The sequence below is a fragment of the Terrisporobacter vanillatitrophus genome, from assembly GCF_051148895.1.
In the GTDB taxonomy this organism is placed as follows: domain Bacteria; phylum Bacillota; class Clostridia; order Peptostreptococcales; family Peptostreptococcaceae; genus Terrisporobacter; species Terrisporobacter vanillatitrophus.
Genome location: NZ_CP154625.1, coordinates 1,153,938 through 1,171,425, shown reverse-complemented (window position 1 = coordinate 1,171,425; position 17,488 = coordinate 1,153,938). Strand labels below are relative to the sequence as shown.

The following is a 17,488-nucleotide window of genomic DNA, read 5'->3' as shown; positions in this document are numbered from 1 at the left end:
ATTAACCTCTATATAGTCTATCCGCAATTTTTGCAGCTTGTAAATTTTCTTTTACATCATGAACTCTAACAATTTCTACTCCATCTCTTATTCCGCAAACAGTTGTTGCCACAGTAGCCTCAACTCTTTCTCTAGGTTCTCCTCCAACTATATTTCCTAAAACTGATTTTCTTGAAGTTCCAAGTAAAATTGGATATCCTAGAGTTTTAAGTTCCTTTAATCTTTTTAATACTTCTAAGTTTTGTTCAAAAGTTTTTCCAAATCCTATACCTGGATCTAAAACTATCTTTTCTTTTTTTACTCCTGCTTTTAAAGCTTTATCTATACTATTTTGTAAAAATTCTTTTATACTCTCCATTATATCTTTATCATAATCTGTTTTTTCTTGATTATGCATAATACAAACAGAAGCATCATATTTTCCTATAACATTAGCCATATCCTCATCATAAGTTAATCCCCAAACATCATTAACCATATTAGCTCCAAACTTTAATGCTTCTTCAGCCACTTGAGATTTATATGTATCTATAGATATGGGTACGTTAATACTATTTTTAAGTGTTTTTATTACAGGAACAATTCTTTTTATTTCTTCTTCAACTGAAACAAATTTATGACCTGGTCTAGTAGACTCTCCTCCTACATCGATTATGTCTGCTCCCTCTTCAATCATTTTTTTCGCATGCTTAACTGCTATTTCCACATTTGTGTAGTTTCCACCATCTGAAAAACTATCTGGAGTTACATTTAAAATTCCCATTATGTAAGTTTTTTTACCATATTCAAACATAAATTTTCTCCTCATATATTATTAATCAAATTTAATTAAACTCATAGCTTCGCTTCTTGCTAAAGCATCTTTTTCAAAAATTCCCCTAACTGCTGATGTTATTGTTTTACTACCTGGTTTTTTAACACCACGCATTGTCATACACATATGCTCAGCTTCAACTACAACCATTACTCCATATGGTTCTAATTCTTCCATAATAATATTTGCAGTTTCTTTTGTAATTCTTTCTTGTAGCTGAGGTCTTCTCGCAAAAGTTTCTATAACTCTTGCTAATTTAGAAAGTCCTGTAAGTTTTCCATCTTTGGGTATATACACAACATGGGCCTTTCCAAAGAAAGGTACTAAATGATGTTCACAACTAGAATAAAAAGGTATATCTTTTACTACTACCATTTCCTCATGGTTTTCATTTTTGAATAGAACTTTTAGATGGTCTCTAGGGTCTTCATGAAGTCCACTAAATATTTCTTCGTACATTCTTGCTACCCTATCTGGAGTGCCTATTAATCCTTCTCTATCTGGATCTTCTCCTATTGCTATTAATATTTCTCTAACTGCCTTTTCTATAGCAGGTTTATCAATTGTTCTTTTTTCCACCATTGTTCTCCTCCCAAATTATAAGTTTTTAAAAATATAGTCTGTTACTTTTGTTATTTTTTTATATTTTTCAGATCCTCTAACATTACATACTAATTTATATAATGTAGGTTCTTGCATCTTTAAAGATTTTAGTAACTTTTTATCTTTTGGTAACCAAATATCATTAATAAGATAATACATTTTTATGATTTTATTTAAATACATATAAATTAGAAAATCATATTCAAATTCATCATATTCATCTTTCTGTTTTAGTCTTGATATATCTGATAATAATTGATTTGCATGAAATAGTTTTTCTTCTTTGGATAATTTATTTGGTCCTTCTTTATATTTTTCTTCACATAATGACAAAATTCCTTTTCCAAAATTATTTTCATCATATAATAGTTTTCCATCTTTTATATTAAGAAAAAAATATGTTTTACTTTCTATAAAGTCATAACAACCTTTTATAGAAATATAATTAAAATCGAACTCTATTTCATCAATCTTTTCAACTTTCCTAATCTGATTTTTTTCTTGATTTCCTACAATAATAAATAAGTCTATATCATTTACTTTAGTATTTTCTTCATAAATTTTTTCTTTACTAGAACCTACATGAATAATAGACTTAACATTTTTATCTTTCTTAAAACCTTCTATTACTTTTACAAAAGTATTATAAATATTATTATTCATAAAACCCTCCTAGGAGTAAGAATATATATTTGTTATGTTTTTGTCAATAATATAAGTTATTTTTTACTTTTAAAAACATTATATTGTTTTAAAATATCTAATGATTCTTCTATATGATTGAAATTCATCTCAAGTACTAGAAATTCATGGTTTAAAGATAAAATATTTTCTAATTCCTCTTCACTTAAATTTCCTTTCATTATACCTAAATGTTCATCTTCAGCTCCATAATTATCATTAAGATGAATTACTCTTGTTTTATTTTTTAATAAGTTATAATTACTTTTACAAATTAAGTTATGTCCACTGTCAAAGCAAAAACTTATAGCTTGATTACGTTCAAAAATATATTTAAAGTCTTCTACATCATTTCCCAAATTAGAAAAATCTCCACCTTTTGTATAAGTATTTTCTATTGTAATGTTAAGGTGATTTTTTTCTAATAATAATTTATTGAAAAAATCTACTATATTATTTAAGTACTTTTCTTTGTTTTTACTTAATCTATTTGTCATAACATATCCTAAATGCATATTAAAATATGACGCATTTAAAAATTTCAATTCTTCACTTAATATGTTAATATATTCTATCCACTTTTCTTTAATAAATATAATGTCTTCACAAGGATTAAGCTCCATTGGTAAATGAATTCCCACACTTAAATCAAGTTTTTTTATGCTATTTTCATATTTTTTAAGTTCTTTACAATCACAAAGGTTATCAATGCCTATTTCTATATGGTTTATTTCTTTATTTTTATTACAAATTTCTAAAGCTTCATTTATATTATATATTAATGAAGCTATTCCCACTCTTATATTTTTATCATTCATCATTTTATTCCCCCATTTTTGTACTACTGTAATTATAGATAAAGCTTAGTGTCCATCTTTTTATCATAAACAGACCAGGTGTCTTCTTTTGTTTCTTCTTTTATTTGATTAATTTTGTTTAAAGTAGCATCAACAGTATCAGCAAAATTTAATATTATGGATTCTTCCATATTAGCTTTTTTAGGTGAACCATATTCCAGCTTACCATGATGTTGAATAATACATCCCTTTATTCTTTTGACAAAATCTTCGCTAAAAGGAATTCCCAAGTCCATAATTGCTCTATCTATCATTTGCACACTAATAACAATATGACCTTCAAGTTCCCCTTCTAAAGTATATTTAAAAGGACCACTGTAATCCATTTCGTAAATTTTACCTATATCATGAAGTTTAGCACTTAATATAGCAATTTCTCTTCTTCTACAATCATATATATCACATAATATTTTTGTCAAATACATTACACCTAAAGTATGCTCAGCTAAACCTCCAACATAGTTATGGTGCATGCTAACTCCACCGATTCCTCGTTTAAATTTTTCTAAAAATTTGTCATCTTTAAAAAAATAATCATCCAGTATTTTACTTTGTGGTGATGTTATACATTCTCTACTTATTGCTTCAATATCTTCCATAATTTCATCTATATTTCTATTTACAGTTGCTAAATAATCATCAATATTGTAGTCTTCTATTATTTTAACTTGAAAAACATCTAAAATATAATCTTTAACACCTTCAATTTCAATAACTTGTCCTGGTTCTAGTTTTACTTTTACAGGAACTTTTGCATTTATATATCCACTTTTATCACTTAATAAATAAAGCATCTTATTTCCATCTTTATATAATTTCTTATTTACCATAAGAGAAATTTTTACACTTCCATCTTTTAAATCCTTAAGGTATGGTTTTTTATCTGTCATAGTATTTCTCCTTAATTATAAAATTAGTCATTAAAAAAGCTCTAGATTGAAATATAAACTATCAAATCTAGAGCTTATCGCAAAAGACATAGGTGATAGCCTAAGCTTTTGACTTATGTTTCTCAAACTTTTTAATACTATCAAAAGGTTAGACAATGCTAGCTTTTACCTAGTAAGTTTGAGATTTAGTTGATATTTAATCAACTATTATTATATTAACCACTAACTTAATTTTAATGCAAAAATAAAAAATATCCTCAATCATATATACTAATTATCACTTTGTATAAATATGTTACTAAAAATAGACATGCAAATTGCATGTCTATTTATAAATTTATTATATTTCACCAACTATAGTTTTAACTAATGCTAAGAATTCTCCTTGAACTTTTTGAGTAGTTTCTATTACTTCTTCATGATTTAAAGGTTGATCAAGTATTCCTGACGCCATATTTGTTATACAAGAAATTCCCACAACTTTAAGTTTACTGTGTGATGCAACTATAACTTCTGGAGCTGTTGACATACCAACTGCATCTGCTCCTAAAACTCTTGCCATTCTTACTTCAGCTGGAGTTTCGTAAGTTGGTCCTGAGAAGAAAGCATACACACCTTCTTGAACTTTTATATTTAATTTATCTGCACATTTTTTAGCTAACTCAATATATTCTTTTGTATATGCAGCTGACATGTCTGGGAATCTTGTTCCTATTCTATTATCATTCGGCCCAATTAAAGGATTATTTCCAGATAAGTTTATATGATCTGTTATTATCATTAAGTCTCCTGGTTTAAAATCTTTATTAGCTCCACCTGCTGCATTAGTAACAAATATAGTTTCCACGCCTAATTCTTTCATTACTCTTACTGGGAAAGTTATCATTTCCATTGAGTATCCTTCGTAGTAGTGGAATCTTCCTTGCATTGCTACAACAGTTTTTCCTTGTAAATTACCTATAACTAATTGGCCTGCATGACCTTCTACTGTTGATACAGGGAAATTTGGTATTTCATCATATTTTATTTTTATAGGATTTTCTATTTCATCAGCTAATACTCCAAGACCTGATCCTAATATTAATCCTATGTTTGGTTTTATTTCCGTTTTTGAATTTATATAATCTACTGATTCTTTTATTTTAGTATATAAATCTTTCATTGTTTCACCTCATATGCCTATATTAAATTAATAATAATTTTATTTATTATAAATCTATTTTACCTATTTTATTCTTTTGTTTCAATATATCTCCAAATAAAGCTTTTATATATAATTTATATAGCAACTACTGCTCCAACTATTAAAGCACTTAATAAACTTACTAAGAAACCACCTATCATTCCTCTAAATGCAAGTTTTGCAAGTTGATTTCTTTTTCTGGACAAAATACTGATATATTATTTGCTACTTCATCTAAAACTTGTTCCCTCATTACTTTCATTTCTTTATCTACTATTTGATTAGTATTTTTCACTTGCCAAAAGGAAATAGCAAATGATATTAACACTATAAGCATAAATAGAAGCAAAAATAATTTTAACGTAATACTTTTTCCCATTTTGAAAATATTTCCCATTTACTTTAACATCCTTAAAAATTTCTTGTTATAGTAATTAAGTTTAAACTATATCTTTTTTATCAATTATATTTTATATTGCTTAATAAATTTGTTTTAATAAGCTATTATTTATATTATTTCCTAATAAAAAAATAGGCATACGAGTAATTGTACACCTATTTTTTATTAAGTTTATATAAAATTTCCTAAATACTATACTCAAACTCTCCATTTTCTTTTATAGAAAAGAAATCAGCGTATCCAATATCAAATACTCTATCTCTTAAATTAGGTATTTCAATCTTATGTTTTATTAGATAAGTAATAGGTCCAGTATAAGAAATATCACCTTGAGCTATAAATCCTATTATTACATTATCCTTTATAACAAACTTTTTATATCCATCTTTATCACATCTAGTAATTACATCATAAGTATCATCTGGTGGTATAACTATCCCTAAAGAAATTGTTGGTATCCCTGCAAAGTTCATACTATTTTTAAAAGTAAATTGATCGTCTATAATTTTTTCAACTCCAGCCATATTGTAAGCTGCTACAATTCCTTGTTTCACAGCTAGTGGCCAAATAGCATTTTTGCCAACCACATCTCCTGCCGCATATATATCTTTTACTGTAGTTTCACATTTGTCATTTATAACTATTCCTCTGTTGTCTTCTATATTAGTATTAGCAACAATTTCTGTATTAGGTCTAACCCCTGTAGCAATTATTAATAAATCACATTCAACTATACTATTATCTCCCAGTTCAACTCCTTTAACATTCTTATTATCATCTAATAGAATTTGATTTACTGGTAAAGAAGAATATAATTTTGCACCAAGTTCTATAAATTTACTTTCATATACTTTAGCCGAATATTTATCAAGTTGTAAATCTAGTATATACTCATTTGGATAAATTAAAGATACTTCTAAATTTCCCTTATCTAAAAGTGATGTCAATATATCTATACCTATAAGTCCTGCACCTATTATTGCAACTTTTTTACTATCTTTGATTTTTTCTTTTATATAAATTACATCTTCAAGATCTCTAAGGGAATATATGTTATTTCCTTCTTTTGCATTTTTTATTGGAGGCACAAAAGATTTTGCTCCTGTAGCTATTAGTAATTTATCATAACTTATATTTTCCAGCTCTAAGTTTACTATTTTATTTTTAGTATCTATACTTTTTGCTTCAGTATTTTTTATCCACTTTATATTATTTTTTTCCATAAAATCTATATCTATAAAATTAATACTTTCCACACTTCTATGACATGATATGACATGATGCAACATACAACGAGAGTAAATCTTTTCATCCATAGATACAAGTGTGATACTTCCCTTTGGATCTAGTTGTCTTAAAGTCTTTGCTGCATTTATTCCTGCTGCACTTGCGCCTAAAATAACATAATTGTTTGGAGTATTTTTTATTTCAATATAATTTTTTCCTTTATTAGATGATAATTTATTAAATAATTTATCTAGCATAAGCATCCTCCTTTTGTAGCTTGATTGCTCCTGTAGGACACATAGCTACACACTTAGGAATTTCTTCATTTTTACATAAATCACATTTTAATATTTTTTGCTTACTTCTATCGTCTACTTTTAATAAACCATAAGGACATGACATTACACACATATAGCAAGATCCACATTTACTCTCATCATATGAAACTATTCCGCTCTCTTCGTCTTTACTCATAGCTCCACTCATACAAGTCATTACACATTCTGGCTCATCACAATGTCTACAAAATATAGGTACTGGGTGATTATTTCTGTCCATTTCTATATGATTTTTACTTTCAGTATCTATACTATCTAAATCTAATGTGTATATATCTTCAGCATTACTATTTCTTAACATACAAGCTAGAACACAACTTTTACAACCTTTACATAAGTCTTTATCAATTAAAATTCTATGCATAAGATTCCACATCCTTTAACCCAAGTTTTACTCTTCTATCTATTATTATTTCTTCTAACTGGTCTGCAGTTGATTTAGGGTCTGGGTTTACTATTACATGACCTCCTGTTATATCTTTCAACCCCTCTGTTAAAACTTCTGTCACTAATTTACTTCCTGTTATAAAAGGAGGAAGTGCTAAATGTAGAGGAAGACCTAATGCTAGACCAAATGCTCCATCTGCAAGTGCTTGTTCTTCTAACCATTGTGGTGCTGAAAGTACAAGTGGTAACTGTGGTAAGTCTATTCCTAAGTATGCTGCTAACTCTGTTGCAACTATTTCAAGTCTACCTATTGCTAAACATGGTCCAAAGTTTAATACTGGTGGTATTCCTAATTTCTTACATACAGCTTTTAAATTTTCTCCTGCTAACTCTTCTGCTCCTGGTGACATTAATCCTACGTTTTCAAGTCCTCCAGTTGAACATCCTGCTGATAAAACTATAATATCTCTCTTAATTAATTCTTTGGTTAACTCAACAGTATTTATGTCGTGTCCACCAGCAGTCATATTTGAACATCCTACTATTGCTGCAACACCTTTAATTGTTCCATCAGCTATTAAGTCTACTAATGGCTTCCATGAATCACCTAAAAATTCTTTTAAATTCTTTTCACTAACACCAGTTAAAGATTGTTCAAATCCATGATCTTTTGGTATATCTATTTTAACTTCACTTCTTCTATTTTTATAAGATTCTAAAGCTTCATTTATCAATTTTCTATCTATTTCATCGTATTTATTTCTGTCTAGATAAATATATTCTGCATTTTTCTTTTTAGCCACATCATCAAGACATATCATTTTAACTTTTAATTCATCAGCTATAGGTTCAAGCCCTGGTATTGTACAGTTAAATTCTGAGACTACCATATCTATTGCACCTGTTGATAATACTGCTTCACTTGTAAAATTGTTTCCAGCATGCCCGGCAAATATTTCTTGATAATGTTCTCCTCTAAGTTGTAAATCTTGACCTACACAAGTACATCCTACTAGTCTAAATCCTTTTGCTCCTACAGATTTGGCAAGTCCTACAACTTCTGGTTCTTTTAATTTTTCTTGGAATGATGTAAATGTGGAATGTTGGTGACCTGTAATCATTATGTTTATATAATCTTCGTCTATTACTCTAAATCCAACTGGTGCCATTCTTATAACTGGATCACCTAGCATTATGTCATTTATAAGGTTTGTAAGTGTTAATCCATAAAGTCCTGTTGAAATTCCAAGGCTTAAACAACTCATTAACATATCTACTGGATCTGAGTTTAAGTTAGTTGATGATTTTACTACTCCGTCAAATACTTCTGACTTAGCTCCACCAGGCATAATACCTAGCTCTTTCCATTTTTCTACTCTTGGTCCATATCCTATTTTTTCAACAAGTTCCATTTTATTAAATCTAGGTTTGTATAAATCATTTAAAACTGCATCTGCTACTTTAGTGCACTTTTCATATTTATCATCAGATTCTATCCCCAATTTTTCAGCTAAATGATTTAATGCTTTTTCACTTTTAATTATTCCTCTTGTTTCTCCCACATGTTTTAGATTTAGAGCTGTATTTTCCACTACGTGAATATAACATGCTGATCCTGATGCAACTGCTCTTAAAAAGTTTCTACCAACTATAGTGTCTGCCTCTGCTCCACAAATTCCTTTTGGTGATTTAGGTGTTATTCTACATGGTCCATTTGAACAGAGTCTACAACAAACTCCTTGTAATCCAAATCCACATTTTTGCTTTTGAGTTTCAGTTCTATGAAATGCTGTGTCAAACTCCTTACTTGCTACAAAACTTTCCAATCTTTCATCTGCACTTTTGCACATTTTACAACTATTACAATCCATTTTAACTCCCCCTAAAAATAATTTTTTTAATTTTCATATTCTGAGAAATGATTATTGATTAGCCTAACTTTCTGATAGTTTATTAATTAACAAATTTTTCTTATTATTATAGATACCTAGAAAACTTTTTCCTAAACATTTTTTTGTATTTTTTAAATAAAAAAAAGATAGAAACTAATCTATCAATTTTATTTTAGACTTATACTTAAATTTACTACTAAATAATCTTTTTCAACAGAGATTGATTTTATATTGGTGTTTTTAAAAAAACTTTTATCTATTATTATGTCTCCCTTATCCACAGTAATATTGTCCAAGTTAGAAAACCAGCTATCAGCTATGGCATCAACAATATCGTTATTTAAACTTAAATTTAATAATCTAATATCTTTTAAATTAAGTCGTACATCATTATCTTCAGTTAATGTAGGTAGTATATCTATATCTATGGGTGTTTTTAAATAAGCCAGAAGCCTATATTGACCTCCAATGGTTAATCCATTTTCGTTAATTGTAATTTTTATATTTTCAATATCTTTATTTTTCGTATTTTTTAGATATTGATTAATAAAACTTAATATGGTATCTTCCGGTATATAAAAACTTCCCTCCATTCTCAATGGATTATCCAATATTTTCATATCCTTTGATTCTAATCCTACTAGTGACTGTATATATTCTATTTGACTTTGTGGTAAATTAAAATTTGTATTTGCGCTCATATCTATTTTAGGGTTATTATTTATACTTTTCCATTCAAAACTACCTATGAAAAACAAACTTATGATAATAAATAATATTATGAATATTAATAAATACTTCCTTCTATTTTTCAATAAAATACCTCCTTACATAGATTCCCACTTAATTCATAAGTTGTACTATATAAATATATGCTTATAAAGATTATATACATTACCAGTAAATAACATAATTAATTAATGTAAAATTTCAAAATAAAAATAAGCCATCATACATTTTTTGATAGCTCATTTTTATTTTAACTAATCTTCTATTAAAATTTCAATTTGGCCAAGGGATTTTTCTTTCCCATCATTTCCTACTCTAGTCATTATATATATTTCATTAAAATCTCCAATAGTTTTTATATTATTACTTTCTATGTATTCCATAATTACGTCATAATATTTGCCTGAATCCCTGTAAGTATCATCAAAATACATGGTCAAATAATTTCCTTTATCCATTGAAATTATTTTATCATCTTTATAAGACACATTTTCTCCCAAATTAATCATTACATTTTTGCACTCTGCTCGTCCTTCTCTTTTCACGTCTTCATAAGATATGGTAAAAGCTATTTCCGCATTAACATTATCATAATTTCTTTCTACTTCTAAAAGAATTTTTCTTAATTTAATTTCAAACTCATCAGAAAAACGATCAGTAAAGTTATACTGAATAAATTTTCTTTCTTCATTGTGTTTTATAAAAATATCATTTATTCCTCTGTTTAATGATACTTTTATTTTGGCTTCTAATGATTTCACTTTATTTTTTATATTCTCTAATTCTTTCATTTTTTCTGTTACTATTTTCTTTTGATTACCTAATATATCAACTATGGATTCTAAAGATGTGTAGTTATTTGTAACTTCTTTTATTTCTTCTAAAGACAATCCCATGGCCTTGCACTGCTTTATTAAATCTATAGTATTAAAATCTTTCATAGAATAATACCTGTAACCTGTATCTTCATTTATGTAAGAAGGTTTTAATATTCCCACCTTTTCATAATGTCTTAAAGTTTGTACTGATAAGTTATTTAATTTTCCCATCTGACCAATAGATAAATACTTTCCCAATTCATCACCTCCAAAATTATGTATGCAAAAAGGACATTAATTTAAATATTAATGCCCTCATTATACCTACATAATAGCGACTTCTTCAAGTGCTTCTGCTTTTTTTTCTTTATTTAAAACAATATCTGTATATTTCTTTACATTAGCAATTATATACATAACTATAAACGTTAATGATTCTGATGTTAAAACACTTGCCCAAATTCCGTTTAATCCAAATATTTTAGGTAATATGTATAAACATATTGGTAAAAATACCATTGCCCTAAATATACAGAATAAATTTGAGAATAAAGGTATTTCCACTCCTTGATAATAAACTAATGTATCTAGGTTTACACTTCCTACTATATAAGCAAGACATGCTATTTTTATACCATTATAAGCAAGTTCAGCTATTTTAGGATCTGTTGTAAATATGCCAACTACATGAGTTCCAAATACATGACAAATTGCAGCTGCACTTATACTTACTACTAAAGATGATATTATATTAATTTTGTAGAATTCAAGCATTTTATATTTGTCTTTTCTACCGAAATTATAACTTATAAGGGGCTGTGCTCCAAATGTTAATCCTAATAATACCATATATATATTTGTTGTTATATAGTTTATTATACTATATGTTGATATTCCTATTTCTCCCATGTAATTTGAGAATGCTATATTGTGTAAGAATACTATTATTGAGAAACTTAACTGTCCAAAGAATGATGGGAATCCAACGTTTAATACTTCTTTTAACGTACTCTTATTTAAAGATGCATTCCCAAAGCTTAATACTCCTCTTTTTCGTAAGAAATGTGGTAATAGCATTGAAACTGTAACTATTTGTCCAAGTCCAGTAGCTATTGCTGCTCCTTTTATGCCCATATGTAATGGGAATATAAATACATAATCAAGAATTACATTTGTAAATGCACCTGCTATAGTTGAAACCATTGCAAGTTTTGGTCTATTGTCATTTCTAACAAATGAATTTAGTACTATACCTACTAAGTTTGGTGTGCAAAAAATTGCATAATATCTTAAATATTCTGTTGCCATAGGTTCTAAATTGTCTGTTGCTCCAAGCATACTAACTATTTGTTTTGGAAATGCCACACAAGCTATAGTTGTAACTATACATATTATTAATAATAATTTCATTACTTGTCTAAATATATCTAATGCTTTATCTATATTATTAGCACCAACATTTTTTGATACTAATGCTCCTCCACCTACTGCCAACATACTTGCTATTCCAAATAATACAACAGTAAAAGGAAGTACTATATTTACGGCAGCTAAAGCCGTATCACCAACCCCTTGCCCTACAAATATTCCGTCTACTACTGTGTATAAAGATGAAATAAAATTTGCCAAAGCAGATGGTATTGCATAACTTAAAAATTCTGTAACCATAATATACCTCCTGTTAAAATACTAAGGTATATTATAAAGTCTATACTAAGCATAGAGTCAATACGTGTTTTAAAAAATATTTATATATTAAGCAACTTCTTCAGTAGCATTATCATCACTATTATTTATAAATAAAACAGAGATTAAGTGTATACTCATACCAACTATTATTGCTACAACTAAATCAAATACTATTGTTAATATAAAAGTTGCTAAAAGAACAATTACATCAATTTTAGGTAAGTTCATCATTTCCTTCATTTCTTTCCATTCACCCATATTATAAGAAACTATTATTAATATGGCAGATAAAACTGTCATAGGAATCATTTTTGCTAGTGGCATTAATAATATCATTATTAAAAGAAGTGTAATTGCATGGATTATTCCAGATATAGGACTTCTTCCTCCATTTCTAACATTTGCAGCTGTTCTTGCTATGGCACCTGTTGCAGGTATTCCTCCAAATAGAGCAGAGGCAATATTTCCAAAACCTTGTGCTACAAGTTCACTATTTGAGTCGTGTTTATCATCTATCATCTTATCTGCAACAACACAAGATAAAAGTGATTCTATTGAGGCTAAAACTGCTATAGTTATGGCTGGCTGAATTAATTGAATTATTTTATCCATGTTAATTTGTGGAATGCTTGGTGTTGGTATAGTTGATGATATATTAGAATATAAACTTCCAATTGTATCAACATTTAAATTAAATATTTTTACAACTAATGTGGCAAATACTAAAGCAATTATTGATGCTGGCACACTTTTATTTACTTTTGGCCAATATACCATTATCAATATACATGCTAAACCTATAAAAAACGTAATTATATGAAAACTATTTATATTTTCTATATATGCTACTATTTTGTCTAATGCTTCGGCAGGAACATCTTTTATATTTAATCCTAACAAATCTTTAATTTGTGTTATAAGTAAAGTAACTGCTATTCCACTAGTAAATCCAACTGTAACAGTTTGTGGAACATATTTTATAAGATTGCCCATTTTTAACATCCCCATAATTACTAGTATTATTCCAGACATTATGGTTGCAATAATAAGACCATCAATTCCGTGGGTTTTTACAATCCCATAAACGATTACTACAAAAGCTCCTGTAGGTCCTCCTATTTGCACCTTACTACCACCTATAAAAGATACAGTAAATCCAGCAAATATAGCTGTAATAAGACCTTTCTCTGGTGATACTCCTGATGATATAGCTAATGCTATGGATAGTGGAAGGGCTATTATTGCTACAATAAATCCAGCTATTATATCATTTTTCATTTGTTCACCACTTATTTCATTATTTCTAAACATTGTGATTAACTTTGGCGACATTCTATTATATTACCTCCTTAAAGCTTCGTCCTTTTGTATAATACTCCTAGAATACAATAAAGTCAAAAAAATATATTTAACAATAAAATTTTATTTTTATTGTTGAATATATTTTTATCCTTTCAATATCTTTTCTAATTTTTCTTCATTCATTATTATTAAATCTTGTCCTTGATTTATATAGTTAACTGCGGTTCTTAATTTATTACTCATTTGATTTGGACTCAAATCTTCAATATTATTAACATTAGTGATTAAAATATTAGTTTTTTTAGTAACAGAATTCCTTGTTATACCACCCAAATCATTAATAATCTTTGTTGCTTCAGCTCTACTCATAGAATGTAGTTGTCCTGTGAAAACCACTATTTTATCTTTAAAGTATTCCGTTTCTGATGAAAATAAATTATTGTTATACTCATAATCTTCACACCTTTTTGAAACAACACCTTCTCTTATTTTTTTACATGGTGAATAAGTATTATTACCTATACAACCTAACTTAAATCCTATAATATTAGCTATATCATCCATATTATTTAAATTTAATTCTTGCGAAATGTTTATAAGAATATTTGCAGCAGCAGTGGCATCGGCACTGGCATGATGATGATTAAATCTGTATCCTAAATGTCTATTTACTGTATTTAACTTATGATTATTTAAATATCTATAAAATAATTTTGAAGTTACTAAAGTACATGCATAATCTAAATTTGGATATTCTAAATTATAAATATCTAGTGTATTTCTTAGAACAGAAAAGTCAAAGGATGCATTGTGTGCTATTATTAAATTATTTTCTAAATATGGTTTTATTTCTGGCCATAACTCATCAAATTCTTTTTCATTAATCACATCTTCTTCTCTAATTCCGTGTATAATTATATTTCTTGATTCAAACCTAAATGGTTTTGGCTTAATTAGCCAATATTTTTCTTCTATTATTTTATTATCTTTTACAACAGTAATCCCTAAAGAACATGCAGAAGCTCTTTTTTCATTTGCTGTTTCAAAGTCTATAGCAATAAAATTCATACAAACCTCCACAAATTTATATTTTTCGATATTCATTATATCATAGAGTACTAATCTATAATTAATAAATAATATGTTTTCAATATAATATTACAATTTCCAATTAATAAAAGGATACTTTTTTATTTTATAGAATAAATTAAATTATAAGAAGTTGGTTTTTAGCAAAGGAGGTAAACTTATGAAAGAATATGAAGTATCTAGAGAAATTTATAACCCTTGTGCTGGTGTATATATTTTTGATAATAATTTTTTCAAAGAAATAAAAACTGATAATATTGAAAAAACTATTGTGGAATGGATTGGAGGAAATATGCCAAAATATGAAAAAAATACTTTCTCAGATGGCTCTGTAGAATACATCTTAGATTTACCACGAAAGATTAGATATACCTTTAATATTCTGTAATAAAAAATAGCACTCACTAAGCATTATTTATATAGTAAGTGCTATTTTTTATTATTTATTAATTCATTTTATCTTTTTTAAATTCTTTGCATAGGAATATTGCCACTATAAACATAGCTAGAAAATCTGCTATTGGCTGAGATGCCCATACTCCTTTTAATCCATACATTTTTGGAACTATTATTATAACTGGTATTAATATAATTACCTGTCTAAGTAAACTTAAAAACATAGACTTTTTAGCTTCTCCTATGGATTGGAAATAAACAGAACCAAGTACTGATATTCCAACTATAGGTAATGTAGTTAAATTTATATTTATTCCTTCAATTGCCATATTCATTAAAATTTCATCTTTTGTAAATATTCCAACAAAAACTTCTGGAAATAATTTAACTAAAATAAACCCTATGGTTAAAATTATTGTTCCATATAAGATTCCAAGAAAAAGAGTTTTTCTAGCTCTACCTAATTGTTTGGCTCCATAATTATAAGCAATTATAGTTTGCATACCTTGGCTTAGTCCAAATATAGGCATTAAAAACATTAGAGAAATTGATGTAACTGCTGTCATGGCACCTATAGATAAATCTCCTCCGTATACTTTTAATACTTTATTTGTAACTAAATGTATAGATCCGGCAGCTATTTCCATAAAAAATGGCGTTACTGCTATAGCTAATATTATTTTTATTAATTTTTTATCTAATCTTATATTCTTAAATTTTAATTTTAAGTTTGATTTACCAAGAGTAAAGTAATAAATTGACCAAATAAATATGAATAGCTGACAAATTACTGTGCCTATAGCTGCTCCTTTTATTCCCATATCTAACCCAAAGATAAATATGGGATCTAATGTTAAGTTAAGAACACATGAAGTTATCATCATTCTTGCTGCTAGCTTTGGATTACCTTCTCCTCTTATACAACTATTAAGTGCAAATCCAGGTAGGTTGAACCAAGCACCAGCAAAGATTACACTCATATAATCTTTCGCATATTTTATCGTATCATCACTTGCACCAAAAGCATAAAGGATCTTATCTAAGAAAAAGATTCCTACCAATACCATAATAATTCCCACCGCAAATTCTAAAGCCACAGTACTTCCCATGATTTTTTCTGCTTCTTCTTTATTTTCTTCTCCAAGTTTAATTGATATATTAGTACTTCCACCTACAGCTATAGCCACACAAAAGGCTCCAAGTATGGTAAATAGTGGCATTGTAATTCCTAGTCCTGATATAGCTAAAGGACCTACATTTTCCATGGAACCTACAAATGCTCTATCAACTGTGTTATATAACGAAGTAACCATCATAGCAAGGATGGCAGGAACTGAATACTTAATCAGTAATTTACTTATATTTTCATGTCTTAATGCTCCTTGATTTTCCATTATTTCTCCTATCCTACCATATCATAAGTTATACAAACAGGCTTTTTAGATCTAGGATCTTCCACGATTTCTGCATCAATATTAAATAGTTCTTTAAGATTTTCCTTTGTCATTACTTCATGAGCACTTCCCTCACAAGCTATTTTTCCTTTTTTTATTCCTATCATATGATGAGCAAACCTTGCTGCATTGTTTAATTCATGTATAACCATAACAATTGTTGTCTTATGTTTTTCATTTAGTTCTTGTAATAAATTTAATACTTCTAGCTGATGAGCTAAGTCTAAATAAGTAGTTGGCTCATCTAGCACTAGTATATCTGTTTGTTGAGCTAGTGCCATTGCTATCCAAGCTCTTTGTCTTTGACCTCCAGATAAAGCTTCAATTGCTCTATCTCTAAATTCTTTTATCCCCGTAACTTCCAATGCCCAAGTTACTATATCTTCATCATCTTCTTTTAATCTTCCAAAACCTTTTTGATGTGGAAATCTTCCATAAGCTATTAACTCTTCCACTGTAAGTCCCTTTGGTGCTTGTGGGCTTTGAGGCAGTACTGCCATAGTTTTGGCTAAATCTTTTGAAGATTGTTCTTTTATATTTTTTTCATTTATAAATATGTCACCACTTTTAGGTGCTAATATTCTTGCAATAGTTTTTAAAATTGTAGATTTGCCACAACCATTGGCACCTATTATAGTAGTTATTTTTCCACGTGGTATTTCTAAATTCAAGTCTTTAACAATATCCAAATTTCCGTAAGATATATTTAAATTTTTAGTACTTATAGCTGTCATAATTT

At 28.0% G+C, this 17,488-nt stretch carries 18 protein-coding genes; 1 reads left to right on the top strand and 17 read right to left on the bottom strand.

Annotation, left to right across the window (positions count from 1 at the left end):
* Nucleotide 1 precedes the first annotated feature (1 nt).
* The 15 genes from folP to TVTCOM_RS05835 all read right to left on the bottom strand — a co-directional run bounded on the left by folP (nucleotide 2) and on the right by TVTCOM_RS05835 (nucleotide 14,878).
* Nucleotides 2-793, bottom strand: coding sequence for a dihydropteroate synthase (gene folP, locus TVTCOM_RS05905; protein ID WP_434798925.1), 792 nt, complete (start codon nucleotides 791-793; stop codon nucleotides 2-4).
* 21 nt (nucleotides 794-814) lie between these two features.
* Complete coding sequence (folE, locus tag TVTCOM_RS05900; protein WP_434798924.1) at nucleotides 815-1,396, bottom strand: GTP cyclohydrolase I FolE; 582 nt, start codon at nucleotides 1,394-1,396, stop codon at nucleotides 815-817.
* 15 nt (nucleotides 1,397-1,411) lie between these two features.
* Nucleotides 1,412-2,080: a hypothetical protein gene (locus TVTCOM_RS05895; RefSeq protein ID WP_434798923.1), complete on the bottom strand. Its 669-nt coding sequence runs from the start codon at nucleotides 2,078-2,080 to the stop codon at nucleotides 1,412-1,414.
* Between the two features lie 56 nt (nucleotides 2,081-2,136).
* Nucleotides 2,137-2,919 (bottom strand): endonuclease, encoded by a 783-nt coding sequence (locus TVTCOM_RS05890; protein WP_434798922.1) that lies wholly within the window; start codon nucleotides 2,917-2,919, stop codon nucleotides 2,137-2,139.
* A gap of 29 nt (nucleotides 2,920-2,948) precedes the next feature.
* The gene (locus TVTCOM_RS05885; protein ID WP_434798921.1) at nucleotides 2,949-3,845 is read right to left on the bottom strand and encodes an HD domain-containing protein; all 897 of its coding nucleotides are present in this window, start codon (nucleotides 3,843-3,845) and stop codon (nucleotides 2,949-2,951) included.
* Between the two features lie 340 nt (nucleotides 3,846-4,185).
* Nucleotides 4,186-5,007 (bottom strand): purine-nucleoside phosphorylase, encoded by an 822-nt coding sequence (locus TVTCOM_RS05880; RefSeq protein ID WP_434798920.1) that lies wholly within the window; start codon nucleotides 5,005-5,007, stop codon nucleotides 4,186-4,188.
* 178 nt (nucleotides 5,008-5,185) lie between these two features.
* Complete coding sequence (locus TVTCOM_RS05875; RefSeq protein WP_434798919.1) at nucleotides 5,186-5,425, bottom strand: hypothetical protein; 240 nt, start codon at nucleotides 5,423-5,425, stop codon at nucleotides 5,186-5,188.
* Between the two features lie 188 nt (nucleotides 5,426-5,613).
* Nucleotides 5,614-6,912 carry an NAD(P)/FAD-dependent oxidoreductase gene (locus tag TVTCOM_RS05870; protein WP_434798918.1) on the bottom strand — a complete coding sequence of 433 codons (1,299 nt, stop codon included), beginning with the start codon at nucleotides 6,910-6,912 and terminating at the stop codon, nucleotides 5,614-5,616.
* The gene (locus TVTCOM_RS05865; RefSeq protein WP_434798917.1) at nucleotides 6,902-7,357 is read right to left on the bottom strand and encodes a 4Fe-4S dicluster domain-containing protein; all 456 of its coding nucleotides are present in this window, start codon (nucleotides 7,355-7,357) and stop codon (nucleotides 6,902-6,904) included. Before TVTCOM_RS05865 ends, TVTCOM_RS05870 begins: the two co-directional genes overlap by 11 nt.
* Complete coding sequence (cooS, locus tag TVTCOM_RS05860; protein ID WP_434798916.1) at nucleotides 7,350-9,251, bottom strand: anaerobic carbon-monoxide dehydrogenase catalytic subunit; 1,902 nt, start codon at nucleotides 9,249-9,251, stop codon at nucleotides 7,350-7,352. The genes TVTCOM_RS05865 and cooS overlap by 8 nt, the downstream gene beginning before the upstream one ends.
* 188 nt (nucleotides 9,252-9,439) lie before the next feature.
* On the bottom strand, nucleotides 9,440-10,087 hold the full coding sequence (locus TVTCOM_RS05855) for a hypothetical protein (RefSeq protein WP_434798915.1): 648 nt from the start codon (nucleotides 10,085-10,087) through the stop codon (nucleotides 9,440-9,442).
* 168 nt (nucleotides 10,088-10,255) lie between these two features.
* Nucleotides 10,256-11,077 carry a MerR family transcriptional regulator gene (locus TVTCOM_RS05850; protein ID WP_434798914.1) on the bottom strand — a complete coding sequence of 274 codons (822 nt, stop codon included), beginning with the start codon at nucleotides 11,075-11,077 and terminating at the stop codon, nucleotides 10,256-10,258.
* 66 nt (nucleotides 11,078-11,143) lie between these two features.
* Complete coding sequence (locus tag TVTCOM_RS05845) at nucleotides 11,144-12,487, bottom strand: MATE family efflux transporter (RefSeq protein ID WP_434798913.1); 1,344 nt, start codon at nucleotides 12,485-12,487, stop codon at nucleotides 11,144-11,146.
* Nucleotides 12,488-12,574: 87 nt separating this feature from the next.
* The gene (locus TVTCOM_RS05840) at nucleotides 12,575-13,840 is read right to left on the bottom strand and encodes a SulP family inorganic anion transporter (RefSeq protein WP_434798912.1); all 1,266 of its coding nucleotides are present in this window, start codon (nucleotides 13,838-13,840) and stop codon (nucleotides 12,575-12,577) included.
* 114 nt (nucleotides 13,841-13,954) lie between these two features.
* On the bottom strand, nucleotides 13,955-14,878 hold the full coding sequence (locus TVTCOM_RS05835; protein WP_434798911.1) for an exonuclease domain-containing protein: 924 nt from the start codon (nucleotides 14,876-14,878) through the stop codon (nucleotides 13,955-13,957).
* A gap of 181 nt (nucleotides 14,879-15,059) precedes the next feature.
* Between TVTCOM_RS05835 and TVTCOM_RS05830 the strand changes: the two genes are divergently transcribed.
* Nucleotides 15,060-15,287, top strand: coding sequence for a hypothetical protein (locus TVTCOM_RS05830; RefSeq protein ID WP_434798910.1), 228 nt, complete (start codon nucleotides 15,060-15,062; stop codon nucleotides 15,285-15,287).
* A gap of 58 nt (nucleotides 15,288-15,345) precedes the next feature.
* Here TVTCOM_RS05830 and TVTCOM_RS05825 read toward each other — a convergent pair whose 3' ends face one another.
* Nucleotides 15,346-16,689 carry an MATE family efflux transporter gene (locus tag TVTCOM_RS05825; RefSeq protein ID WP_434798909.1) on the bottom strand — a complete coding sequence of 448 codons (1,344 nt, stop codon included), beginning with the start codon at nucleotides 16,687-16,689 and terminating at the stop codon, nucleotides 15,346-15,348.
* Between the two features lie 8 nt (nucleotides 16,690-16,697).
* Entirely contained in the window at nucleotides 16,698-17,483 is a 786-nt protein-coding gene (locus TVTCOM_RS05820) for an ABC transporter ATP-binding protein (RefSeq protein WP_434798908.1), read from the bottom strand.
* Nucleotides 17,484-17,488 lie beyond the last annotated feature (5 nt).